The organism is Streptomyces smaragdinus (assembly GCF_009604385.1).
GTDB classification, from domain to species: Bacteria; Actinomycetota; Actinomycetes; order Streptomycetales; family Streptomycetaceae; genus Streptomyces; species Streptomyces smaragdinus.
In genome coordinates this window covers 1-24,056 of record NZ_WEGJ01000022.1, presented here as the reverse complement: position 1 = coordinate 24,056, position 24,056 = coordinate 1, and the positions used below count along the sequence as shown (strand labels likewise).

16 protein-coding genes and 2 pseudogenes are annotated in these 24,056 nt (G+C 73.9%); 8 read left to right on the top strand and 10 right to left on the bottom strand.

Features of this window, described 5'->3' with window-relative positions; translation table 11 throughout:
* Positions 1 to 38 precede the first annotated feature (38 nt).
* Together SRB5_RS23565 and aceB are read left to right on the top strand one after the other, a co-directional pair.
* Positions 39 to 581 (top strand): GNAT family N-acetyltransferase, encoded by a 543-nt coding sequence (locus tag SRB5_RS23565; protein ID WP_153455314.1) that lies wholly within the window; start codon positions 39 to 41, stop codon positions 579 to 581.
* Between the two features lie 215 nt (positions 582 to 796).
* Positions 797 to 2,419 carry a malate synthase A gene (aceB, locus tag SRB5_RS23560; protein ID WP_153455312.1) on the top strand — a complete coding sequence of 541 codons (1,623 nt, stop codon included), beginning with the start codon at positions 797 to 799 and terminating at the stop codon, positions 2,417 to 2,419.
* Between the two features lie 36 nt (positions 2,420 to 2,455).
* On the opposite strand, the gene SRB5_RS23555 is transcribed toward aceB, so the two are convergent.
* Positions 2,456 to 4,933, bottom strand: a complete 2,478-nt coding sequence (locus SRB5_RS23555) for an alpha-N-acetylglucosaminidase (protein WP_153455309.1) — start codon at positions 4,931 to 4,933, stop codon at positions 2,456 to 2,458.
* Between the two features lie 406 nt (positions 4,934 to 5,339).
* Here SRB5_RS23555 and SRB5_RS23550 point away from each other — a divergent pair.
* A pseudogene (locus SRB5_RS23550) lies at positions 5,340 to 6,008 on the top strand (sigma-70 family RNA polymerase sigma factor); the annotation flags it as partial.
* Here the strand turns inward: SRB5_RS23550 and SRB5_RS23545 are convergent.
* Entirely contained in the window at positions 6,001 to 6,498 is a 498-nt protein-coding gene (locus SRB5_RS23545; RefSeq protein ID WP_323378351.1) for a carboxymuconolactone decarboxylase family protein, read from the bottom strand. The pseudogene SRB5_RS23550 and the gene SRB5_RS23545 sit on opposite strands and share 8 nt — an antisense overlap.
* 98 nt (positions 6,499 to 6,596) lie before the next feature.
* Here SRB5_RS23545 and SRB5_RS23540 point away from each other — a divergent pair, with 98 nt between their 5' ends.
* The 4 genes and pseudogenes from SRB5_RS23540 to SRB5_RS23525 form a co-directional block, all read left to right on the top strand.
* The gene (locus SRB5_RS23540; protein ID WP_323378350.1) at positions 6,597 to 7,574 is read left to right on the top strand and encodes a pirin family protein; all 978 of its coding nucleotides are present in this window, start codon (positions 6,597 to 6,599) and stop codon (positions 7,572 to 7,574) included.
* Between the two features lie 261 nt (positions 7,575 to 7,835).
* Entirely contained in the window at positions 7,836 to 8,783 is a 948-nt protein-coding gene (locus tag SRB5_RS23535; protein WP_153455301.1) for an AraC-like ligand-binding domain-containing protein, read from the top strand.
* Positions 8,784 to 8,847: 64 nt separating this feature from the next.
* A complete protein-coding gene (locus SRB5_RS23530) occupies positions 8,848 to 9,273 on the top strand; it encodes an SsgA family sporulation/cell division regulator (protein ID WP_153455299.1) in 426 nt (141 codons plus the stop codon).
* Positions 9,274 to 9,373: 100 nt separating this feature from the next.
* A pseudogene (locus SRB5_RS23525) lies at positions 9,374 to 10,261 on the top strand (alpha/beta hydrolase); the annotation flags it as partial.
* Between the two features lie 99 nt (positions 10,262 to 10,360).
* Here SRB5_RS23525 and SRB5_RS23520 read toward each other — a convergent pair.
* The 7 genes from SRB5_RS23520 to SRB5_RS23490 form a co-directional block, all read right to left on the bottom strand.
* Complete coding sequence (locus SRB5_RS23520) at positions 10,361 to 11,860, bottom strand: hydrogenase large subunit (RefSeq protein WP_323378349.1); 1,500 nt, start codon at positions 11,858 to 11,860, stop codon at positions 10,361 to 10,363.
* Between the two features lie 5 nt (positions 11,861 to 11,865).
* A complete protein-coding gene (locus SRB5_RS23515; RefSeq protein ID WP_153455295.1) occupies positions 11,866 to 13,392 on the bottom strand; it encodes a proton-conducting transporter transmembrane domain-containing protein in 1,527 nt (508 codons plus the stop codon).
* Complete coding sequence (locus SRB5_RS23510) at positions 13,392 to 14,057, bottom strand: hypothetical protein (RefSeq protein ID WP_323378347.1); 666 nt, start codon at positions 14,055 to 14,057, stop codon at positions 13,392 to 13,394. The genes SRB5_RS23515 and SRB5_RS23510 overlap by 1 nt, the downstream gene beginning before the upstream one ends.
* A complete protein-coding gene (locus SRB5_RS23505; protein WP_323378346.1) occupies positions 14,054 to 15,022 on the bottom strand; it encodes a respiratory chain complex I subunit 1 family protein in 969 nt (322 codons plus the stop codon). The genes SRB5_RS23510 and SRB5_RS23505 overlap by 4 nt, the downstream gene beginning before the upstream one ends.
* Complete coding sequence (locus SRB5_RS23500; RefSeq protein ID WP_323378345.1) at positions 15,019 to 17,046, bottom strand: proton-conducting transporter transmembrane domain-containing protein; 2,028 nt, start codon at positions 17,044 to 17,046, stop codon at positions 15,019 to 15,021. Before SRB5_RS23500 ends, SRB5_RS23505 begins: the two co-directional genes overlap by 4 nt.
* Positions 17,043 to 17,525 (bottom strand): NADH-quinone oxidoreductase subunit B family protein, encoded by a 483-nt coding sequence (locus SRB5_RS23495; protein WP_323378344.1) that lies wholly within the window; start codon positions 17,523 to 17,525, stop codon positions 17,043 to 17,045. The genes SRB5_RS23500 and SRB5_RS23495 overlap by 4 nt, the downstream gene beginning before the upstream one ends.
* A 246-nt stretch (positions 17,526 to 17,771) precedes the next feature.
* Positions 17,772 to 18,692 carry an EamA family transporter gene (locus SRB5_RS23490; RefSeq protein WP_194293015.1) on the bottom strand — a complete coding sequence of 307 codons (921 nt, stop codon included), beginning with the start codon at positions 18,690 to 18,692 and terminating at the stop codon, positions 17,772 to 17,774.
* 290 nt (positions 18,693 to 18,982) lie between these two features.
* On the opposite strand from SRB5_RS23490, the gene SRB5_RS23485 reads away from it, so the two are divergent.
* Positions 18,983 to 21,373 (top strand): Tat pathway signal protein, encoded by a 2,391-nt coding sequence (locus SRB5_RS23485; protein ID WP_153455289.1) that lies wholly within the window; start codon positions 18,983 to 18,985, stop codon positions 21,371 to 21,373.
* A 143-nt stretch (positions 21,374 to 21,516) separates the two neighbouring features.
* Here the strand turns inward: SRB5_RS23485 and gcl are convergent, their stop codons facing one another.
* On the bottom strand, positions 21,517 to 23,316 hold the full coding sequence (gene gcl, locus SRB5_RS23480; RefSeq protein WP_153455287.1) for a glyoxylate carboligase: 1,800 nt from the start codon (positions 23,314 to 23,316) through the stop codon (positions 21,517 to 21,519).
* Positions 23,317 to 24,056: the final 740 nt, after the last annotated feature.

The window sequence follows — 24,056 nt, the reverse complement described above, 5'->3', positions numbered from 1 at the left end:
GTTTGCCGCCCGACCACCCGTTCGGCTATGAAGCGTCCATGCTGAAAGGTGAGAAGGTCGGGCTCAGGGCCCGGCACGACGACGATATTCCGGTTCTGCGCAGCGAGCTGTACGACGACCACGTCAACGGGTCCCGGGCCGAGGGCCGGCCATGGCGCCCCGTCACGCCCGGGTCGAACGACTCGCGGCTCGTGGTGGACGACAACGAGCCCGGGCATGTCCCGTTCTCCGTGGTGGAGCTGGCCAGCAACACGCTGGTCGGCACCGCCACGCTGTGGGGCATCGACAACCACGCCCGGGCCGCCCACATCGGGCTCGGGCTGCTGCCGTCCGCGCGCGGTACGGGGTACGGGACCGATGTGGTCTCGGTGCTCTGTTACTACGGCTTCACGGTCCGCGGACTGCACCGGCTGCAGATCGAGACGCTGGCCGACAACACGGCGATGCTGCGCTCTGCCGAGCGCAACGGCTTCGTCCGCGAGGGCGTGCTGCGCTCCTCCGCGTGGGTACTCGGCGAGTTCCTCGACGAGGTGATCCTGGGGCTCCTCGCCGAGGACTGGAAGCCGGGCCTCCTGACGTGAGAACGGACCGGCCGGGGGGAATCCCCCGGCCGGGTGGCACGGTGCGCCACCCGGCGGCGCGAAAAGTGTCTTGACGTCAACAGAGCGTTGAACTTCCGCTATGAGGAAACTATTCTCCACAGGTCAGAGCCGTTACACCGCCCAGGTGCGCCGGTCGAACCGCTCAGCAGCGCCCCGGCACCCCGTGCCGTCCCTGCCGTCAAGGAGTGACTGCCATGTCCGCACCAGCGCCGTCCCCGCTGGCCATCGTCGATGCCGAACCGGTCGCCCGCCAGGAGGAAGTGCTCACCGAAGCGGCCCTGACCTTCCTGGCCGAACTCCACCGGCGCTTCACGCCGCGCCGTGACGAACTCCTCGCCCGCCGCGCCGAGCGCCGCGCCGAGATCGCCCGTACCTCCACCCTCGACTTCCCCGCCGAGACCGCCGCCGTCCGCGCCGATGACAGCTGGCGCGTCGCCCCCTCCCCGGCCGCGCTGAACGACCGCCGGGTCGAGATCACCGGACCCACCGACCGCAAGATGGCCGTCAACGCCCTCAACTCGGGGGCGAAGATCTGGCTCGCGGACTTCGAGGATGCCTCCGCCCCCACCTGGGCGAACGTCATCGGCGGCCAGATCAACATGACCGACGCCTACGCCGGCCGGATCGACTTCACCGACCCCGCGTCCGGCAAGTCCTACGCCCTGAAGCCCGCGGACGAACTGGCCACCGTGGTGATGCGGCCCCGCGGCTGGCACCTCGACGAGCGTCACCTCACCGCCGGCGGCCGGCCCGTGCCCGGCGCGCTGGTCGACTTCGGGCTGTACTTCTTCCACAACGCGAAGCGCCTGCTCGAGCTCGGTAAGGGCCCGTACTTCTACCTCCCGAAGACCGAGTCGTACCTCGAGGCCCGGCTCTGGAACGAGATCTTCGTCTACGCCCAGGACTACGTCGGCATCCCGCAGGGCACCGTCCGCGCCACCGTGCTGATCGAGACGATCACCGCGGCGTACGAGATGGACGAGATCCTCTACGAGCTGCGCGACCACGCCTCCGGGCTGAACGCCGGCCGCTGGGACTATCTGTTCTCGATCGTGAAGAACTTCCGCGACGGCGGCCCGTCGTTCGTCCTGCCCGACCGCAACGCGGTGACGATGACCGCGCCGTTCATGCGCGCGTACACCGAACTGCTGGTGCGCACCTGCCACAAGCGCGGCGCGCACGCCATCGGCGGGATGGCGGCGTTCATCCCGTCCCGCCGGGACCCCGAGGTCAACAAGGTCGCGTTCGAGAAGGTGCGGGCCGACAAGGACCGGGAGGCGGCCGACGGCTTCGACGGGTCGTGGGTGGCGCACCCGGATCTGGTGCCGATCGCCATGGAGTCCTTCGACGCGGTGCTGGGCGAGGCGCCCAACCAGAAGGACCGGCTGCGCGAGGACGTCTCCGTCACCGCCGGCGAGCTGATCGCGATCGACACGCTGGACGCCGAGCCCACCTACGCCGGGCTGGTCAACGCCGTGCAGGTCGGGATCCGTTACATCGAGGCGTGGCTGCGCGGGAACGGCGCGGTGGCCATCTTCAATCTGATGGAGGACGCCGCCACGGCGGAGATCTCCCGCTCGCAGATCTGGCAGTGGATCAACGCGGGGGTCGTCTTCGAGAACGGCGAGCGCGCGACGGCCGAGCTGGCGCGCAAGGTCGCCGCGGAGGATCTGGCGGCGATCCGCGAGGAGCTGGGCGAGGAGGCGTTCGCGGCCGGCCGGTGGCAGCAGGCGCACGATCTGCTGCTGACGGTGGCGCTGAGCGAGGACTACGCGGACTTCCTCACGCTGCCGGCGTACGAGCAGCTGCGGGGCTGACGCTCCCGGTGAACGGCCGCTCTCCCGGGCGGCCGTTCACGCGTCCACGTCGGCCCGTACGCCCCCCGCGCGGACGGTGAGCACGGCGCCGGCGGTGTCCTCGGGCGCGGTGAGCCGCCAGGTGTACGTGGCCCGGTCGTATCCCCCGACGGGCGGCGCCCCGTCGGGCTGGGCCGCCTCCGCGTGCCAGCCGTCGGGGAGGTCGAGCTCGGGGGCCGCGTCCAGGGGCGTGGGGCGCCAGTTGACGAGGGTGGCGCGCAGGACGGGCCCGGGCAGCAGGGCGGCCGTGAGCTGCGGGCGCGGGTGGAGCAGGGTGGCCGCCGCGCGGGCGGCGTGCAGCGGGTCGCCGGTCGGGGTCGCGGGCAGGGGGGTGCGGTCGCGGCGGAAGGCCTCGGCGAACGCGTACCAGTCGATGGTCTCCGGCGTGCTGCGCGAGGTGAGCGCGGTGCGCAGGGCGGTGAAGTAGCGGCGCCAGCGGGGCTTGTAGTAGCCGCCGACCAGTCCCGCCCAGTCCCGGTTGGCGTACTCGCGGCTGACGGCGGCGGCCCGGGTCTCGCCCCAGGTGGTCAGCACGGTGCGGGCGTCGGACTCCAGCACGTCGCGCTCCGCGTCGTCGGCGCCCCAGCGGCGGGCGTCGGCGATCCAGCGCCCGGCCAGGAACTCGGCGCGGGTGCCCAGCAGCTCCTCCAGCGCGTCCATCAGCGTCAGCCAGCCGGCGGTGAGCTGGTCGAACGCGGCCAGATCGCGCGTCTCGTACGCGGTCCGCAGCCGGGGCAGCAGCACCCGGGCGCGGTCCACCAGCGCCTGGCGGGTGACGTTCACCAGATCCCAGCGGTACGTGTCGGCGTCGCCCACCTCGGCGGCGGCGCGCAGCAGGTCCAGCAGCGCGGGGTGCAGGGCGTCGGGGTGGTAGCCGAGGGTCTCGGCGGCGTCGGGGGCGGCGCGCCGGGCGGTGAGGTCGGGCTGGGCATTGAAGAGGGAGTCCGCTCCCCCGCCGCCGGTGTCGGTGGTGTACGCGGTGCGGTGCAGCGTGCGCCAGGCGGACGCGGCGGCCTGGCTGGGGCGGCCGTAGCGGCGCAGGGGGTACGCGGTGATCCAGGAGTCGAGGTCGATCGGGTCGGTGTGCCAGTGGGCCTCGGCGAAGAGGGTGCCCCAGACGGGGTTGGTGTCGACGCCCTCGTTGACCAGGCAGGTGCCGCGGAGGCCACCGGCCCCGGCGGGGCCGGCGCCGAGGGCGGGGAGGGCGGCGGTGGGGGCGAGGGGGCCGTACAGGCCGGTGCGGCCGCCGTAGTTGGTGCGCTGGCCCCAGGCCCAGGCGGTGTCCTCGAAGCGGTTGTCGCCGGGGCGCAGCTCGCCGTCGAGCTCGAGGACCAGGACGCGGGAGCGGTCGACGGCGTCGAGGAGTTCGCGGCGCGGGTCGGCGCCGGAGGCCTGGACGTACCAGCGGTGGTCGGGGACGGACGTCTTGAGGGACCGCTCGATGGCCAGCCCGGCCTCGGTGAGGTCGACGGCACCGGGCCGGCCGCCCTCGTACAGCAGGTCGATGGCCTGGGAGCGGAGCAGGCCGAAGCGTTCGCGCTGGGCGGCGTACCAGACGGACGCCACCTCCTGGAAGAGCGGCGCGGTGGGGTCCAGCCAGTCGGGGCGGTCGTAGCCGCGCCAGGTGCCCTGGCCGACGACGCGCACGCCCGGGTGGCGGGCGGCGAAGCCGTTGGGGACGGAGCCGGCGAAGCCGGGGGCGACGGGGGTGATGCCGAGTTCGCCGAGGCGGGTGAGGATGCGCCGGCCCAGCTCCACGCGTCTGGCGAGCAGTTGCGTGGACATGCCGCCGCCGGCGCCGAAGAGATGGCCGGTCCACTGCCAGGGCTGGCGGGAGGGCAGGGAGATGTACGCCAGCGCCTCGGCGCCGGTGCAGCCGAACTGCCGCCAGGTGTCGTACCACAGGACCTCCATGCCCGTGGTGACCAGCAGCTCGTTGACGCCGGAGGCGGCGAGGAGGTCCAGCTCGCGCTCCCACTGGGCCCAGCTCCAGTGCGGGTTGGTGCAGCCCGTGACCCGGAAGCCGTACGCGTACCGGTGGGCGAGCGACGTGGTGCGGGTGACGGGGGCGGCCGGCAGGACGAGCCGGGCCGGGACCTGGTCGCCGCCGCGCGAGAGCTGGCCGTGGGCGTGCTGCTCGAGGTACCAGGTGAACCCGGCGAGCAGGGCGCTGGTGTCGCTGCCGGTGAGCTCGACGGCGCCGTCGGCCGTGCGGAAGGAGAAGGCGGCGGCGTACGGGCCGGCGTCGGGGGCGAGCCGCAGGACGAAGCGGTCCGCGAGCCGGGGCGCCAGCCGGCGGATCGCCGACCGGGCGGCCTCGGTGCCGGGGCTGTCGGCGGCGGCGAGCACCCCGGCCGCGACGGCGGCGCCGAGCGTGACGGCGGCGGCCGGGACCGCGGGCAGGGCGACGGTGGCAGCGGCGGCTCCGGCGGCGGTCAGGAACGCGCGGCGCGAGGGCTGGGGGCCTCCGGGCATGACGGCTCCTGGGGGTCGGGGGCGCGGGGCGGACGGGTGTGCGGTCGTGCTCCTCCAATGATCCTAGGAGGTGGCGGGGTTGAACGGAACGCCCGGACCGCCTGTCACATCGCCCGCACGCGTCCGGTCGTAGGGGTACGTCCGTGGTTCCCCGGTCCGCCGGCCACCGACAGTCCGTCCCCATGCCACCCCGGCCCCAGGCTGGGGACGGACTCAACCCTCTCCGGGAACAGATCGGTCGAACACTTGCCTATAAGTGCCCAATCGCCACGTACCGGTTCATAAGGGTTACCTAACCCCCCATACTCAGCAGGGTCGTGAACAGCGGACGCACATCCGTGAACCGCGCGGCACCCCTCGCTCGCCCACCGGTCAGCTGCACCGGAGGAACGGAGACCGCACGATCATGCCCGCACAGACCACCCCCGCCGGAGCCGATCTCGATGCCGCCGTCACCGTCTTCGTCCAGCACCAGCCGCGGCTGTTCGGCATCGCCTACCGCATGCTCGGCAGCGCGGCCGAGGCCGAGGACGTGGTGCAGGAGGTGTGGCTGCGCTGGCAGCGCACGGACCGCTCCGTGGTGCTCAGCCCCACGGCCTTCCTCACCAGCGTCACGACCCGGCTGGCCATCAACGTCGCGCAGTCCGCCCGGATGCGGCGCGAGACCTACATCGGCCCGTGGCTGCCCGAGCCCGTCGACACCGGTGCGGATCCGGAGCTGGGAGCGCAGCGGGCGGAGGCGCTGGAGGTGGCCCTGCTGGTGGTGCTGGAGCGGCTGACGCCCACCGAGCGGGCCGCGTACGTACTGCGCGAGGCGTTCGACTACGGCTATCCGGAGATCGCCGAGATCCTCGAGGTCACGCAGGTCAACGTACGGAAGATAGTGAGCCGGGCCCGCCGGCACGTGGCGGCGGAGCGCCGCGGGGACGTGGACACCGCGGCGCACCGGCGGCTGCTGGACACCTTCATCACGGCGGCCCGGACCGGGAACGTGGCCCCGCTGGAGGCCGCCCTCACGCCCCGCCGCCCGGACGAGGTGTCCACCGGCGGGGTGCCGGAGCGGGGCGTCAGACGGACGGCGTCGCCGCGGCGGCGCGTACCGGGTGTTTGCTCATGACGGAGACCCGGTTGAAGGCGTTCATGGTGATGGCGATCCAGATCACCGCGGAGATCTCGGTGTCGGAGAGCACGGCGCGGGCCTCCGCGTAGGCGGCCTCCTGGGCGGTGGCGTCCGCGGGGTGGGTGGTGGCCTCCGCCAGCGCCAGGGCCGCGCGCTCGCGCGGGGTGAAGAGGCCGGTGTCGCGCCAGGCGGCCAGTACGCCCAGGCGCTGTACGGTCTCGCCGGCGCGCAGCGCGGCCCGGGTGTGCGTGTTGAGGCAGTAGGCGCAGGCGTTGAGCTGGGAGACGCGGAGGTTGAGGAGCTCGACGAAGCGCCGGTCGAACCCGGCCGCGGCGGCGGTGTCGCGTACCGCGTCGGCCGTCGCCCGCAGTGCGCGGTAGGCCTCCGGGCTCTGCTTGTCGACGAACACCCGTCCGGCGGTATGCGTCGCTGCGGTCTCGGTCACGGGCACTCCCTCATCGCGCGGTGTTTCAAGGCCCGTTCTATCATCGACCCCAAGAAGGTTGAAAACACAACTTTCTCTGCTGGGAGAGGATGCCGTTCGTGAGCAACACAGAGACGCACCCGGTCGAGACGACCTGCGGATCCGAGGGTACCGGCCCGGCGGCCGGCATCGAGGTCCTCACCCCGCGCGACGTGCCGCTCGGCGGCCCGCGGGCGATGCGGGTGCGGCGGACGCTGCCGCAGCGTGCCCGCACCCTGATCGGCGCCTGGTGCTTCGCCGACCACTACGGTCCCGACGACGTCTCCGTCAGCGGCGGCATGGACGTCGCCCCGCACCCGCACACCGGGCTGCAGACCGCGAGCTGGCTGTTCAGCGGGGAGATCGAGCACCGCGACAGCCTGGGCTCGTACGCCTTCGTCCGGCCCGGCGAGCTGAACCTCATGACCGGCGGCCACGGCATCTGCCACTCGGAGGTGTCCACCGCGGCGACCACCGTGCTGCACGGCGTCCAGCTGTGGGTGGCGCTGCCGGCGGCCGACCGGGACGCGGCGCGTGACTTCCAGCACTACGTGCCGCCGGTGACGCAGCTGGCGGGCGGCGAGGCCCGCGTCTTCCTCGGGACGCTGGCCGGGCAGACGTCGCCGGTGGCGACGTTCACCCCGCTGCTGGGGGCGGAGCTCGTCCTGGAGCCGGGGGCCTCGGTGAACCTCGCGGCCGATCCGGGCTTCGAGCACGGCGTCCTGCTCGACAGCGGGGAGGTCACGCTCGCCGGCTGCGACCTGAAGCCCGCGGAGCTGGGTTACGCGGCGCCCGGCCGCGACACGCTCACCCTGAGGAATCCGGGGGCGGAGCCGGCCCGGATGCTGGTGCTGGGCGGGCCGCCGTTCGGGGAGGAGATCGTCATGTGGTGGAACTTCATCGGCCGCACCCACGAGGACATCGTCGCCGCCCGCGAGGCGTGGACGGCCGAGTCGCCCCGCTTCGGCCGGGTGGAGGGGTACGCGGGCGACCGCCTCCCGGCCCCCGTACTGCCGAACGCCACGCTGTCCCCGCGCAGGAACCCGCCGGCCGCCTGATCGGGCGGATCGCCTCCACGGGAACGGGCACGGCTCGCCCTGTTCCCCGTCCGCGCCCGGGCCCCTCCGGAGGGGCCCGGGCGCCGGCGTTTCTTGACCGTCGGCGCACGGCACCGTTCTCTGCGCGCATTTCTCCGCTCATCGGCCCTTCCTGCCGTTTTCTGCCTGCCTTCTGCCTGGAGCACCCCGCGGCCCGTTGCTTGGCTGAGACCGGCGGTACACCCGGTGCCACCAGGCCCGACGTGGGAGAAGGAGAACCAGATGAACCAGTTGCCGACAACCGCGCCGGTCCCCGACCGCGACCGGCTCGCGCAGTGGCACGACGCGTGGGGCAAGGCGCTGGTGCCCATGTCCCTCGTCCCGCTGGGCGCCGGCCCGTTCACCGGCCGCATCACCACCGGCCGGGTGGGGCGGCTGCGGATCTGCGACATCGAGGCCGGCGCCCAGCGCGCCGCCCGCACCCCCGCGCATCTCTCCCGCCGGCCCGGGGAGTTCGTCGGCATCGCGGTGCAGCGGTCGGGGACGGTGACGCTCGTCCAGGACGGCCGGACGGTCACCGCGGGGCGGGGCGATCTGCTGGTGTACGACACGGCCCGCCCGTACTCCCTGGACTACCCGCGGCCGTTCGCCACCCGGATCGTTCTGGTCCCCCGCACCGCCCTCGGCCTGCCGGAGGAGGAGCTGCGGCAGGCCACGGGCCGGGTCATCGACACCCGGGACGGGTTCGGGGCGGTCGTACTGTCCCTGCTGACGGCGCTCGTCCCCGGCGCCCGGCCGTACTCCCCCGCCGTCGCGGGGCGGCTGGCCGCCGGGATCGCCGACCTGTTCGCGACCCTGGTCGCCGACCGGAGCGCCGCGGAGCCGACGACGGAACGGGACCACCTCGTGCTGCGGATCCGCGACCACATCGAGCGCCATCTGGACGACCCCGAGCTCTGCCCCGAGCAGGTGGCCAGGGCCCAGCACATCTCCGTGCGCTACCTCCACCGCCTCTTCGAGAACGAGGACCTCACCGTCGCCAAGCTCATCCAGCGGCGCCGGCTGGAACAGTGCGCGCGCGAACTCGCCCACCGTACGGACGCCCCGGCCGTGGCGGCCGTCGGCCGGAGGTGGGGGTTCGCCAGCCCCGCCCACTTCAGCCGGCTGTTCCGCAGCGTCTACGGCGTCTCCCCGCGCGACTGGCGCACCGCCCGGCCGGTCACCCGGTGAACGCAATCCGCCCGGCCCCCACTCAGCGAACCCAGGAACATCCGGGAAGAGAAAGAGGACCGTCATGCAGGAGCTGAATCAGCCCACCACCGTCGTCCACGCCGCCACCGTCGCCGTCGACGTCCCCGGCGAGCCCGTCGTACTCATGCCCGCGCTGCTGCACTACGACCGGGCCGACCCGTACGCCGTCCTGCTGTCCCTCGGCGCGCCCGAGACGGAGCCCGTCGACTGGGTGTTCGCCCGCTCGCTGCTCGCGGAGGGCATGCGCCGCCCGTCCGGCGTCGGCCGGGTGCTGGTGAACCCCCCGCACCGGTGCCACCGCGACTCCGTCCGGATCGTCGTGCGGTCCGCCCACCGTGCGGCGCTGATCGAGGTACGGACCACCGACGTCCGGGAGTTCCTGCGCCGGTCGTACGCGCTGGTCCCCGACGGGAAGGAGTACATCGACGTGGACGGGGCGCTGGCCGTGCTGATGGACAGCTGCGACTGACCGGCTCACCGGCGGGGCTGTGCACCGACGGTCAAGCCGTGGTGCGCCCACAGTCAAGTCCGCGTCCTAGCGTGGCGCGAGTCGCCGCCACGCCGGAGATCCCGGTCCTGGCCGGAGAGTTCAGGAGTACGTCATGTTCGAGCCCCCGCAGCCGGGACCGGTGCCGCCGCCCGCCGTGGACGAGGAGTGGTGCACCGTCCCCGGCGGCCCCACCGACCGGGTCCGGGTCCGGATCGTCCGGCCCGCCGGGAGCACCGGCACGCTGCCGGTCGTGGTGTACGTCCACGGCTCCGGCTGGGTGTCCGGCAGCGCCCGCACCCACGACCGGCTGGTGCGCGAACTCGCCGTCGGGGCGGGGGCGGCGGTGGTCTTCCCCGAGTTCGACCCGGCGCCGCGGGCGCGTTATCCGGTGGCCCTGGAGCAGAACTACACGGTCGCCCGGTGGGTGGCCGCGAAGGGCGCTTCGCGGGGGCTCGACGGCCGGCGGCTGGCGCTGGCCGGTGATTCGACGGGCGGGAACATGGCCGCCGCGATGACGCTGATGGCCAAGGAGTACGGGGATCTGCCGCTGGCGGGGCAGGTGCTGTTCTACCCGGTGACGGACGCCGCGTTCGACACCGGGTCGTACCACCGCTTCGCCACCGGCCACGGGCCGGGGCGCGACCGCATGCGGTGGTGCTGGGACCAGTACACGACCGTCGAGGCCGAGCGCGCGCAGATCACCGCCTCCCCGCTGCGCGCGACGCCCGAGCAGCTGGCGGGGCTGCCGTCGGCGCTGGTCGTCACCGCGGAGGAGGACGTGGTCCGGGACGAGGGCGAGGCGTACGCGGACAAGCTGCGCACGGCGGGGGTGCCGGTCACGGCGGTGCGGTTCCAGGGGGCGGTGCACGACTTCGTCGTCCGGGACGACCTGCGCGAGACGCCTGCGGCGCGGGCGGCGGTCAGCTTGGCGGTGGACATGCTGCGGGGTGCGCTGCACACGGGGTAATCACAGGTCACAGGTCATTTCCCGCATACGACAAGTTACTGCGCTCCCCCGGGGGATCACCCCCGGACCCCCAGCCGGAAAAGCAGGCCGGCCGGACCGTCACAGGTCATTTCCCGCGTACGACAAGTTGAAGCTCTTATTGGTGAGCGGAAAGTCCGGCACGATCGTGTCCGCCAGCGCCAGCGGCAGCGCCGGCCAGTTGAAGAACGACGGATCCACCGGCTTCACCCGCGCCAGCGTGCCGTCCGCGGCCAGTTCCACCCGGGTGGTGATCGTGCCCCGCCAGCCCTCGACGATGCCGACGCCGGAGCGCGGCCCCCCGGCCGGGTCGGCGCGCACCGTCCCCGGACGCAGGCCCGGGGCGAGGGCCGTGGCGAGGTCGACGGCGGTGTCGATCTCCTCCGCGCGGATCTGGAAGCGGGCCAGCACATCACCCGTGGTGCGCACCGCGACGTCCGGCGCCGGGTCGTACACCGTGAACGGGTGCGCGATCCGCGCGTCGTCGGTGAGACCGGCGGCGCGGGCGACGTAGCCCAGGCACCCCAGATCCCGCGCGACGTCCGCGCCCAGCACGGCGGTGCCCGTGAAGCGGTCGCGGACGGTGGAGTGCCCGAGGGCCAGCGCGGCGACCTCGCGGATGTCCTCGCGCACCGCCCGCAGCAGCCCGGGCTCGGGCACGGACTCCAGACGCGCGCCGCCCACCACGACACCGCCGCGCAGCAGCCGGTGACCGGTGACCGTCTCGTTGACCCGCAGCAACTGCTCCCGGATCCGCAGCGCGTGCGAGTTCAGCACCGAGTGACCCACGTCGTTGCACAGCGCGCCGAGATCGGTGACGTGGTTGTACATCCGCTCCAGCTCGAGCAGCATCGCCCGCGCCCGCTGCGCCTCCCCCGGCACCTCGGTCCCCGTGGCCTCCTCGACGGCCAGACAGTACGCCAGCGCGTGCCCGACGGCCGTGTCCCCGCTGATCCGCTCGGCCAGGGGCAGCCCCCGCTCCACGGTCCGCCCCTCGAAGAGCTTCTCGATGCCCTTGTGCACGAACCACAGCCGGGCCTTGAGCTTCAGGATGGTCTCGCCCACGACGGAGAACCGGAAGTGCCCGGGCTCGATCAGCCCGGCGTGCACCGGCCCGACGGGGATCTCGTACACCCCGTCCCCCTCCACCTCGAGGAAGGGGTACGGCCCCTCCTGCGCGCCGAACGCGGGCGGCGGACCGGCGTCGGGGCGCATCGGGTACCAGCCGCGGGGCCAGTGGAAGTGGCGTACGAGACGGCGGGGCAGCGGATGGTCCTGGACGCGGACGCCGTGCAGGTCGTGCATCTCGCGCTCGAACCGCCCGGCGGCGAAGGAGCGGTGGGCCAGCGTCGGCAGCTCGGGCCGGTCGGCGTCCAGGCGGACGTGGACCTCGAGGCGGGTGTCGGGCGGGCCGGACACGAAGAGGTAGACGACGCGCAGGGCCCGGCCGCCGGGCGCGGCGGCGTCGTCGTGGTGGGCGGCGACCAGGGCGAGGCGGCGGCCCTCGGCGAGCAGTCCGGCGGCGACGGCGGGGAGGTCGGCGGGTCCCGTCTCCTGGACGGTGCGGGTGGCGGCGGGCACGGCGATCAGCTCCCGGTCAGTACGGCGGCGGCGTCGGACAGCAGGCCGTCGAGGGGCCCGGCGGCGAGCCCGAGGGCGGCGCAGGCGGCGAGCCCGGCCAGCAGCGGCGCCCCGGCCGCCGCCCCCAGCCGCACGGTCGGCCGGTCCCCCGGATCGCCCAGCAGCATCCCGGCGCTGCGCGTCCCGAGCCCGGCGAACGCGACGAGCACCAGCACCAGCGCCGGCACCACGGCCCAGCCCAGCCCGGCCGAGAACCCGGCCCGTACGATGCCGAGTTCCGACGCGAAGAGGCTGAACGGCGGCAGCCCGGCCAGCGCGGCCACGGCCATCCCGAACCCGGCGGCGAGCGCGGGGGAACGGGCGAGCAGTCCGCGTACCTCCGCGATCCTCGACGTGCCCTCCTGCTGCAGGATCCGCCCGGCGGCGCAGAACGCGACGGTCTTGGCCAGCCCGTGCCCGGCGATGTGCAGCAGCGAGGCGCGCAGCGCGAGGGGGGTGCCGACGGCGGCGCCGAGGGCGATCAGGCTCATGTGCTCCATCGAGGAGTACGCCAGCATCCGCTTGTAGTCCCGCTGCGCGAGGAGCAGCGCGGCGGCGAGCGCCAGGGTGAGCAGGGCGACGGCCAGCAGCACGGCCCGGGTGAAGCCGGGGCCCAGGGCGGCGTCGGCGATCGTCCTGCAGCGCAGGAGGGCGGTGAAGGACACCGCGAGCAGCACGCCGGACATCAGCGCGGAGACGGGCGCGGGGGCCTGGCTGTGCGCGTCGGGCAGCCAGGCGTGCAGCGGGACGAGGCCGGCCTTGGCGCCGAAGCCGAGGACGATCAGCACGATCGCCAGCCGGGTGACGGCCGGGTCGAGCCGGTCGGCGTGCGCGGCGAGGGCGGGCCAGTCCAGGGCGAGGGCCTCGGACATCCCGGCCTGGCGGGCGGCGAAGTACAGCAGCACGATGCCGAGCAGCGCCAGGGCGATCCCGGCCGAGCAGATGACGACGTACTTCCAGGCCGCCTCGACGGAGTTGCGGGTGCGGCGGTGGCCGACGAGGAACGCGGTGACGATGGTGGTGGCCTCGATCGCCACCCACAGCACGCCGAGGTTCGCGGCCAGCACCGCCAGGCACATCGCGGCGAGGAACGCCTGGACGAGGACGTGGTAGCGGCGTCCGGTACGGGCGTCCGCGCGGCCCGCGTCGCGTTCGGCGGCGAGGTGGGCCGGGGTGGCGGCGAGCGCGAGGGCGGCGACGGCGCCGACGGTCAGCAGCAGCCAGACGGTGAGCGCGTCGGCGCGCAGCAGCCGGCCGTGGGCGAACGTGCCCTCCGTACCGTGCACTTCGGCCGCGAGCCGGCCGGCGCCGGCGAGGATCGCGGCGGGGGTGAGCAGGCCGAGCCAGTCGGCGGGCGCCGGCCGGCCCGGAGGTGCACCGCGGTGGGGCGGACCCCCCGCGCGCCATTCGGCGAGGGCGAAGCCGGCCGCCAGCAGCGCCGGTACGGCGACGGGCGCGGTGAGCGCCAGCGTGGTGAGGGTGCCGGAGGCCATCAGTCGTGCAGCTCCCTCAGCTCGTCGAGGTCGGTCCCGCCGAACGCGGCGCGCATCCGGGTGGTGAGGATGTGCAGGACGAGCACCGCGAGCAGGACGTCGAAGGAGACGCCGAGTTCGACGATGACCGGCACCCCGGAGGCGGCGAGGAAGGCGATGGCGGTGATGCCGTTGTCCAGCAGCAGGAAGCCGACCACCTGGGAGGGCGCGCGGCGCCGGGTGACCAGGACGAAGAACCCGATCAGCACCACCGCGAAGCCCACGGGCAGCGCCCGGGTGGCGGGTGTGGCCTCCAGTGCCACCAGCGGCCGGGTGACGGCGTAGGCGAGGAGGGTGAGCAGCGCGGCGGTGAGCAGGGACGCCGCCACGTTCACCAGGGGCCGGGTCTCGCGGTGTTCGCTGTCCCTGGGCCCGGTGAGGGCCCGGTTGAGGAGGTACGGGAGGAGGCCGCCGCGCAGCAGGGCGAGTCCGGCGGAGATGCCGAGGAGGGCGGCCTCGTCCTCGTACCAGCCGATGAGCAGTGGGATCGCGGCCAGCGCCACGCCCTGGACGGCGAGGACCCGGACGACGACGGTGAGTTCGCGCAGCCAGAGCACCACGACGGCGGCGAGCAGGAACGCCCCGCAGGCCAGGTCGAGCAGCTGCGTGTAGAGCGCTTCGGTCACAGGATGCCCCCGCCGGTGCCCAGGAAGTAGGAGGCCGTCACCGCGAGCAGTGCCAGCAGGAAGGAGCCGGCGAGCAGTTCCGGTACGCGGAACAGCCGGAGTTTCGCCCAGAAGACCTCGGCGGCGGCGAGCAGCGCGCCCAGGGCGGCGACCTTGACGGCGAGGACCGCGAGCGCCAGGAGCAGGGAGCCCCAGGAGTCCCCGGCGGTGGCGATGCCCCAGGGGACGAAGAGGGATGCCTGGAGTCCGAGCAGCACGGTCAGCCGCATCTGGGCGCCGAGTTCGACCAGGGCGAGGTCGGGGCCCGCGTACTCCAGGACCATCGCCTCGTGGACCATGGTGAGTTCGAGGTGGGTCGACGGGTTGTCCACCGGGATCCGGCCGGTCTCCGCGAGCACCGCGACGGCGAGGGCGGCGGTGGCCAGCAGTCCGGCCGGGGAGGCGAGGCGCGCGGGGTCCTCGGCGGCGCCGGAGATGATCGCGGCGAGGTTGGTGGAGCCGGCGGGGATGGACAGGGCGAAGACGGCGAGGAGGATCGTCGGTTCGACGAGCGCCGAGATGGTCATCTCGCGGGAGGAGCCCATGCCGCCGAAGGCGGTGCCGGTGTCGAGTCCGGCCAGGGCGAGCGTGACGGTGCCGAGCGCCAGCAGTCCGACGACCAGGATCGCGTCGGCGTGGCCGCTGATCGGGGTGGCGGTGGAGACGAGCGGGATGAGCGCGGCCACCACCAGGGTGGACGCCACGAGCAGCGCGGGCGCGACGCGGAACGCGGGCCCGGTGCCGGCGGCCGTGATCGGCTCCTTGCGCAGCAGCTTGCGCAGATCCCGCCAGGGCTGCGCGGTGCCCGCGCCGGCCCGGCCCTCCAGCCTGGCCCGTACCTGACGCATCCAGCCCGTGAGCAGGGGGGCGCCGACGACGACCGCGCCGGCCTGGGCGGCGATCGCCGCGTATCCGAGGGCGCTCACCAGCCCACCGCCAGGACGAGGAGGAGGGCGACCAGGCCGAAGAAGCCGTAGCCGAGATAGCGGTGGACGCTGCCGGGGGCCAGCCGCCGGGCGGCCTCCCCGGCGCGTTCGGCCCAGTCCAGCACCGGCCGGTAGAGCCGGTGTTCGACCCGGTCGGGGACGCGGCGCTGGAAGCGGACCCGTTCGACCAGATAGACGGACTCGCGGGTGTGGGTGACGTCGACGTCCTGTTCGGGGGCGAGGACGTCGTCGAAGACGCGCTGCAGCGGTTCGGCGAACGAGGTGGCGGTGTACGCCATACGCGGGGTCGGTGCCCCGCCGCCGCAGTCCCACAGCCGGGCTCTCAGCCGCCGGCGTCTGCGCCGCAGCAGACGCGGCACCCCGACGGCGGCGAGCAGCGCCACGGTGAGGGCGGCGAGCACCCAGACGGGGACGAGCTTCGCCGACACGGCGTCCAGGCGGACGCCCGTACCGTCGTCCAGGACAGGCGCGCCCGCCAGTCCGGCGGCGGTGCCGGCGCGGTCGAGGCCGGAGCCGAGGGCGCCGGGGGCCACGGCGAGGGCGACGCAGCAGGCGGCGAGCAGGCCCATGCCGGCCAGCATGAACGGGCCGGCCTCCCTGGCGCGGCGGGCCTCCTCGCTGCGGGGCCGGGCGAAGAAGCCGACGCCGAGGGCCTTGACGAAGACGGCCGCGGCGAGGCCGGCGGACAGCGCGATCACGGCGACGGCGAGCGGCAGGACGACGGCCGTGGCGACGCCCGGGACCTGCAGACCGTGTATCAGCGACTGCAGCAGCAGCCATTCGCTGATGAAGCCGTTGCCCGGCGGCAGCGCCACCGCCCCCAGGGCGGCCAGCGCGAACAGCCCGGCGGTGGCGGGCATCTTGGCCCGCAGTCCGCCGAGCCGGTCCAGGTCGCGTTCACCCGTGGCGTGCACCACCGAGCCGGCGGCGCAGAACAACAGGGCCTTGAACGCGGAGTGGTTGACCAGATGCAGCAGCGCGGCGGCCAGCGCCAGGGCGGCCAGCTCCGGCCGGCCGCGGTCGGCGAAGAGGCCGGCGGCGCCGATGCCGACGAGGACCAGGCCCATGTTCTCGGTCGTCGAGTACGCGAGGAGCCGCTTGAGGTCGGAGGACATCGCCGCCTGCAGGATCCCGTACACCGCCGACAGCGCCCCGGTCGCCAGGACGGCCAGCCACCACCAGGACGGTCCGCCGCCCAGCAGGTCGAAGCCGGTGCGCACGATGCCGTAGCAGCCGAGGTTGACCATGGCCGCGCTCATCAGCGCCGACACATGGCTCGGCGCCTCGGGATGGGCCCGCGGCAGCCAGGCGTGCAGCGGCACCGCCCCCGCCTTCGACGCGAACCCGGCCGTCACCAGCACGAACACCGCCCCGCGCACCCCCGGCGACAGCTGGTCGGCACCGGCCCGCAGCGCGGCGAAGGTCTCGCCCCCGGCGTCGGCGGCGAACCACGCCAGCCCCGCCAGCACGGACACCATCCCCAGATGGGTCATCACCGCGTACCAGACCCCGGCACCGCGCACCTCGGCCCGCAGCCGGTGCTCGGCCAGGACCAGCAGCAGCGACGTCAGCGCCATCAGCTCCCACAGCAGCAGGAACGTCGACACCGAGGCCGCCGCCGGCACCAGCAGCAGCGACCAGGCGAACAGCGGCAGCAGCGCCTGCACCCCGCGCGAGCCCGCGCCGGTGGCGCCGTGCCCGGAGTAGCCGATGCCGTACACCGCGACCGCCGCGACCACCGCGCCGGCCACCGCGATGAACAGCCCCGACAGGGCATCCACCGCGAGATGCGTGCCGGCCAGCGGCAGCAGCCCCGGCAGCCGTACGGACCAGCTGTCGCCGCCCAGCGCCGCGACGCCCGCGACCACGCCGGCCGCCCCGGCGGCGGTGGTGCAGGCGCCGGCCGCCAGAGGCCGGACGCGCAGCGGGAGCAGCAGGCCGGCGAGTGCGCCGGCGCCGGCCGCGGCCGAAGCCGCCCCGAGCGCCGCCCCGATGGGGCTCACCGGCCGGTCACCGTGCGCAGCGCGGCGACGATGTCCTCGGGGCGGGGCGGGCAGCCGCGCACCTCGAGGTCCACGTCGACGATGTCGCCGACGGCGCCCTGCACGCCGTACGCCCCGGCGAACTCCCCGCAGTCGCGGGCGCAGTCGCCGACGGCGATCACCAGCCGGGGCTCGGGCATCGCGGCGACCGTGCGCCGCAGGGGCTCCGCCATGTTGCGGGTCACGGGCCCGGTCACCAGCGCCACGTCGGCGTGGCGGGGCGAGGCCACCAGCCGGGCGCCGTAGCGTTCGGCGTCGTACACCGGGCCGAAGGCGTTGCCGATCTCGATCTCGCAGCCGTTGCAGGACCCGGCGTCGATGCACCGTACCTGCGCCGAACCGCCCAACTCCCGGGCCGCCGCGGGCGGCTCGTCCTTCGGCCGCGGCGGCGCGGGTTCGGCCACCCGCCCGGTGCCGCGGATCTTGCGCAGCAGACTCACGTTCCCGCTCCTCGCACTTCCGGCGCGCCACACGATGCCGCACAGCCCGGCCGGGCAGCCGTCCGTGGCCGTCAACGACGCGCAAAGCTCGCGCAAAGACACAGCCACCCGGGCGCACGGGATCCGTCGACGCCATCGTTCCGTCATGCGGTCGTCCTCGCCCACCGCATGCAGATGGCGACCTCAGGAATTGCAGATATTAGCAAGTCATAAGGTTTATGGAAGAAGATCCGCCGGATTGATCGGCTACCGCACCCGTCCGGGTGTGATCACCAGCGCGATTCCGCCGCAACACGCTGCCAGCAGCGCCAGTTCACCCGCGCCCGGAGCTGCCGCGCCGCCGAGCGCCCAGTCACCCAGCCGGACGGTGAACGGCACGGCGAGCTGCAGCGCGGCGACGTACACGGGACCGCGGAGCAGGATCAGCCGGTGCTGGACGAGGTACGCGGGGGCGTACACGACGCCGCCGAGCACCGCGATGCCGCCCCACTGCGCGGCCGTCGGCGGGTCCGCGAGCAGCGGCGCGGCGGCGAGCGGGACGAGGAACGCCGACGCGGCGCCCAGGAGTACGGGGAGCACAGCGAGCGGCGGGATCGCGGCGAGCCGGCGCCGGTAGAGGAAGGTGTACGCGGAGAACCCGGCGGTGGCGCCGGCCGCGAGCGCCAGCCCCGCGGCGTCGAGCCGGGCGCCGTCCGCGCCGAGCGCGGCGTACCCGGCGGCGGCGAGGGTGGCCGTGAGCGCCCCGGCGGCCCTGCGCGCGCCGGAGCGCTCGCCGAAGAACAGCGCGCCGACGGCCACGGAGAAGCACGGCAGCAGCGCCACCACCACGTTGGTCAGCGAGGTCCCGATCCGTGGCATCGCCAGCAGCGTCCCGGCGGCGTACCCGGCGAACCCGAGCAGCGCCAGCCCCGCCACACCCCCGGGCCGCGCCAGCACCTCCCGCACCCCGGCCCGCCCGCCGGCCCGGCTCGCGGCAAGAGCCCCGAGCACGACGGCACACACGGCGGTCCGCCCGAGCGCCACACCCAACGGCTCGGCGTCGTCGGCCAGTTCCCCGGAGAGCAGCCAGGTCAGGGCAAGCAGCACCACCAGCCCGCCCCCGAGCAACGGCACCCGCACCCGCTCGACGACACCGGAACGGACCGGGGCGGACGGGGATATCGGCACGGACGGCCTCGTTTCGACAGGGCGACGTTCCACCGGCTCCCGGCGATGATGTTGCCCGCCGCCCGCCCCGGTCAATGGGGCGGGGCGCCCGGTCACTACGGCAGGTGCACGACACAGGCGTACGCCGTCTGCCGCACCCGGGGGGAGGGCCGGCGCGGAAGCGGCCTCGACCCCCGGGTGATTCGGGTCGCGCGGCCACAACCTTCCGCCTGCGGCCGCTGTCTTGCCGTCGAGCGAGAGCGCCGCGCCCGCGGGGCTCCGCCGCTACTCAGGACATCGGGGGAGATGCGATGAGTCGCACCAGAGGAACCGCACCGCACACCGTCCTGTTCGCCCTACTCGCCCTGCTGGCCGCCCTGGCGCTGCCCGCCCTGCCCGCCTCCGCCGCCGTACGGACCGCGGCCGACCCGGGCCCGTGCACGGAGCTGGCGCTCGCCCCGTACGGCGATCCGGGAGACGCCGTGGCCGAGGGCACCCTCGCGCCGGACGAGGCGGCCTGCCACACGATCGAGGCCGCGGCCGGCCGCCATCAGTTCTCGCTGCTCGACCACTACGGCCTGTCCGTCTCCGTACCCGGCCTCCCGGACCCCGGGGCGTGCACCTCGGGAGGCTCCGGGGTGACCTGGTGCGATCTGCCCGAGTCGGGCACGTACACCGTCGTCGTCACCAACACCTACTGGGATCCGGAGGATTACCGGCTCTTCGTGACACCGCTGACCGCCACCGAGGGCTGCGCCGGCCCGGTCGGCACCTCCTGGGACCAGCCCGCCACGGCCGTGTCCGCCGGCGGGCTGTACCGGGTGGACTGCAGGCCCTTCGAGGCGGAATCCGGCGAACGGGTCGTCGTCTACGCGAACACGACGTCCTACGGATACGTCCACCAGTGGATCACCGACGAGTCCGGCACCGAGATCTGCGCCCGGGACTACGAGGAGCACGGCTGTGTGCTGCCGGGCGACGGGCCGTACCGGGTGCTCTCGTACATCTCCGAAGTCGAGCGGGAGCCCGACTACGAGCTGCAGATCCGGCGGCTCTCCCACCCGGAGGGCTGCCCCAAGGCAGTGACCGGGACGTACGGCGAAGCACCCGGCACCGGGCCGGTGCGCTGCCGGGCCCTGGTGGTCCCGGCCGCCGGCCCGTACGCCGTACGGGCGGTGGACGGGGAAGGCGCGCGCCTCGGCTCGTTCGTGTACGACCGGGACGGCAGGATCGTCTGCCGGGAGGACACCTGGTGCGACTTCTCCGCCGCCGGTACGTACACCCTGGTCGCCGGCGACCCCGACCGGGTCGCGGAACCCGTCTACGCCACGGCCTTCCTGCGGCTGGACAGCGGCGCCGGCTGTGTCAGGGCACGGGCCGGGACGTACACCGACGCCTTTTCCGGACCCGGCCAGTTCGACTGCCTGGTGCTGCCGAGCCCCGCCGGGGGCCGGATCGCCGCGCTCACGCCACGGGAGGACTACGACGTCGACCATCCGGAGCTGCGGGTGATCGACCGCACCGGCGCCCGGCAGTGCGGTCTGCCGGAGCTGACCGCCGGCACCTGCCGGCTGACCGGCACCGGCCCGTTCCGGCTGCTGGCGACGGCCGGCGAGTGGATCGAGTCGGGCCGGTACGGGGTCTTCCTGCTGCGCACGGACACCGTGCCGGACTGCCCGGTGCTCCCCCGCGGCACGTTCGCGGACGGATCCCGCGCGGCCCGGCTCGCCACCGACGACACGGTGTTCGCGGGCTGTCTGACCATTCCGGCGTCCCAGCACACCGCCCGGGAGATGCTCCAGCTCGAGCGGGTCGCGGGAGACGCCGAAGCCAACTTCTCCGTGGTGGACACGGCGGGCCGGGAGGCATGCAGCCGTCAGGTGACCGAGAACGCGTTCACCGGCTGCTCGCTGACGCCCGGTCTGGCGCACACGGTGCTGTTCACCGGACACCAGGAGCCGGCCGCGTACCGGCTGACCCGCCGCGACGTGACCGCGACGGCGCCCGGTTGCCCGGCCACACCGGTGACCGCGATCGGCGGCCGGTCCGTCGCCGGATCCTCGGGCGGCACGATGGTGCTGCGCTGCCACCGGGTGACCACCCCGGCGGCCTCGGACGCGGTACGGGTCGACGTCCGGGACGCGCACGGGGCGACGAACGCCTACGTGATGGGCTCCGACGGCGAGAGCCGGTGCTCGAACTTCGGCCGGGCGTGTGTGGCCGAGGGGTCGGCGTCGTACCAGGTGATCACCTGGGTGCCGGCGGACCGCGAGGTCCCGGCCGAACACCGTATCGACGCCTGGCGGGTCGCGACGGTGGACGGCTTCGCCGCCGAGTGCCCGCGGATCCCGTCGGTGGCATACGGGTACGGACCGCTGACCGGCACACTCTCGGAGGACACGGGCAGTGCGGTGTGCGCGGTGCTGCCGGCCGGCCGGTCGGACCAGTACGACACGGTGATCACGGACGCGGCCGGGTCGGAGAACACGGCCAGGCCGTCGCTGTACACGGTGGACTGGTACGACGGGTGCTTCGGTTACGGACTGCCGGGAAGGTACGACTGCTCGACGAACGCGATGCGCGACCGGACCGGCTCGGTGCTCTTCGTGCTGGGTCTGCCGGAGGCGTCGGGGCGCACGACGTACACCGCCGAACTCACCTGCCGGTACAGCCCGTGCGGCGGTGGCGCGACGGTGACATAGCGCGCCTTTCGGCACCGGACACGGGGCCTCGGCCCCGCGTCCGGCCGGGCCGCGGGCGCGGGCGGACGAGGCCGTACCCCGGGGAGTGCCCGCTCCCCGGGGTACGGCCGGTACCGGGAGCCGTCCCCTCCCGGCAGCTCATCTCAGGTGCCGACGGGCTCCGTCAGCGGGATGACGGCCGTCGGGGCGTGGCCCGGTTCGGTGGCGATGTCCTCGAACTCCTTCACCGCGCTGATGTCCGCCGTCGGCGACATCGCGATGTTCGTGATCCGCTCGAGGATCGCCTCGACGACGACCGGCACCCGGTCCTCGGCCGCGATCCGCCGGGCCTCGGCGAAGGCCGCGCCCAGCTCGTCGGGGTCGGTGACCCGGATCGCCCGGCAGCCCAGGCCCTCGGCGACCTTGACGTGGTCGACGCCGTAGACGCCGATCTCCGGGGTGTTGATGTTCTCGAACTCCAGATTGACCTGGAAGTTGATCTCGAGGCCGATCTGCGCCTGCCGGATCAGCCCCAGGTAGGCGTTGTTGACCAGCACATGGACGTACGGGATGCGGTGCTGGGCCCCGACCGCCAGCTCCTCGATCAGGAACTGGAAGTCGTAGTCCCCGGACAGCGCCACGACCGGCGTCTCCGGATCGGCGACGGCGACACCGAGCGCGGCGGGAATGGTCCAGCCCAGTGGTCCGGCCTGGCCGCAGTTGATCCAGTGGCGGGGCCGGTAGACGTGCAGCATCTGCGCGCCGGCGATCTGGGAGAGGCCGATCGTGGTCACGTACCGGGTGTCGCGGCCGAAGGCCTTGTTCATCTCCTCGTACACCCGCTGCGGCTTGATCGGGATGTTGTCGAAGTGCGTACGCCGGTGCAGGGTGCCCTTGCGGGCGAGATGCGACTGGATCCACTCGGTACGGTCGGGCAGCCGCCCCGCGGCCTTCAGCTCCTTCGCCACCTCGACGAACAGCTCCAGCGCGCCGCGGGCGTCGGAGACGATGCCGTAGTCGGGGGCGAAGATCCGGCCGATCTGGGTGGGCTCGATATCGACGTGGACGAAGGTGCGGCCCTCGGTGTAGACGTCGAGGCGGTAGCCGGTGTGGCGGTTGGCCCAGCGGTTGCCGATGCCGAGGACGAAGTCCGAGGCGAGGAACGTGGCGTTGCCGTAGCGGTGGCCAGTCTGCTGGCCGACCATCCCGGCGTTGAGCTCGTGGTCGTCGGGGATCGCGCCCCAGCCCATCAGCGTCGGCACGACGGGGGTGCCGGTCAGCTCGGCGAACTCGGTCAGCAGATCGCACGCGTCGGCGTTGATGACGCCGCCGCCGGCGACGATCAGCGGCCGCTCGGACGCCAGCAGCATCCCGATCGCCTTCTCGATCTGGGCGCGGGTGGCGACGGGCTTGTAGACGGGCAGGGGCTGGTACGTGTCGGGGTCGAACTCGATCTCCGTCTGCTGGACGTCGATCGGCAGGTCGACGAGGACGGGGCCGGGGCGGCCGGAGCGCATCAGGTGGAAGGCCTCCTGGAACACGCCCGGGACCTGCGCGGCCTCCAGCACGGTGGTGGCCTTCTTGGTCACCGGCGCGGCGATGGTCGCGATGTCGACGGCCTGGAAGTCCTCCTTGTGGAGCTTGTCCGTCGGCGCCTGGCCGGTGATGCACAGGATCGGGATCGAGTCACCGGTCGCGGAGTACAGGCCCGTGATCATGTCGGTGCCGGCCGGTCCGGACGTACCGATGCAGACGCCGATGTTGCCGGGCTTCGCCCGGGTGTAGCCCTCGGCCATGTGGGAGGCGCCCTCGACGTGCCGGGCGAGGGTGTGCCGGATGCCGCCGGCTTCCTTGAGCGCCTTGTAGAAGGGGTTGATCGCCGCGCCGGGCACGCCGAAGGCGACGTCGACGCCCTCGAGCCTGAGGATCTCCACTGCCGCACGAGCGGCGGTCATACGAGCCATGCGTTCACTCCTACGGCCAGTCATTTTCCGTATCGCGGAATTCATGTTCTGCAATATGAAAGGCAATGTAGGCGCGGGCACACGAGGGCGTCAACCGTCGCGCCTCCGGCCGGTGGCCGTCTGTGTCGGTCTTTGGCTGCCGGTTGCGTCGGCCTCCGTCGCGCGGCGGTGTTCGTCGGTCTTCGGCTGCCGGTTGCGTCGGCTGTCGCGCATCCGGCCTTCGGCCGGAGGCCTCAAACGCCGGCCGGGCTTTTCGGCGCTGCGCGCCTCGCCCTCAAACGCCGGGCGGGCTGGATAGGGGGTCTCTCTCCGCTGTCGGCTCACTGCCGGGCGAGGGTGCACCTCGCCTCGGGCTGTGGGTGCGCCGCAGTCCCGCCGTGGGTCGGGGCCGCCCGACACACCTACGCGCGTACTGCCGCGTCGTGGTCCATCCAGGCGCGTTTCCCGTACGCGCGCAGGCGTGTCGAACGTCCCCTTACTTTCGTCGGCGGCCACCGGATTGTCCCCGGTCACCGCCCCCTGTAGCCCGCCAACCGTGGGGAACTCCCCCGGAGCACAGGCCCTCGTACGATTCCCCCGCAGTCGCCGGCCCGGCGGCGCGAAGCGCCGACGCCTCACTCCACACCCCAAGGCGCACAGCGCCGACGCCCCACCCCAAGGCGCGCAGCGCCGACCCCCACTCCGCACCCGAAGCCGCGCCAGCGGCTTCCCCCACTGCGAGGCGCGCAGCGCCCCGCCCC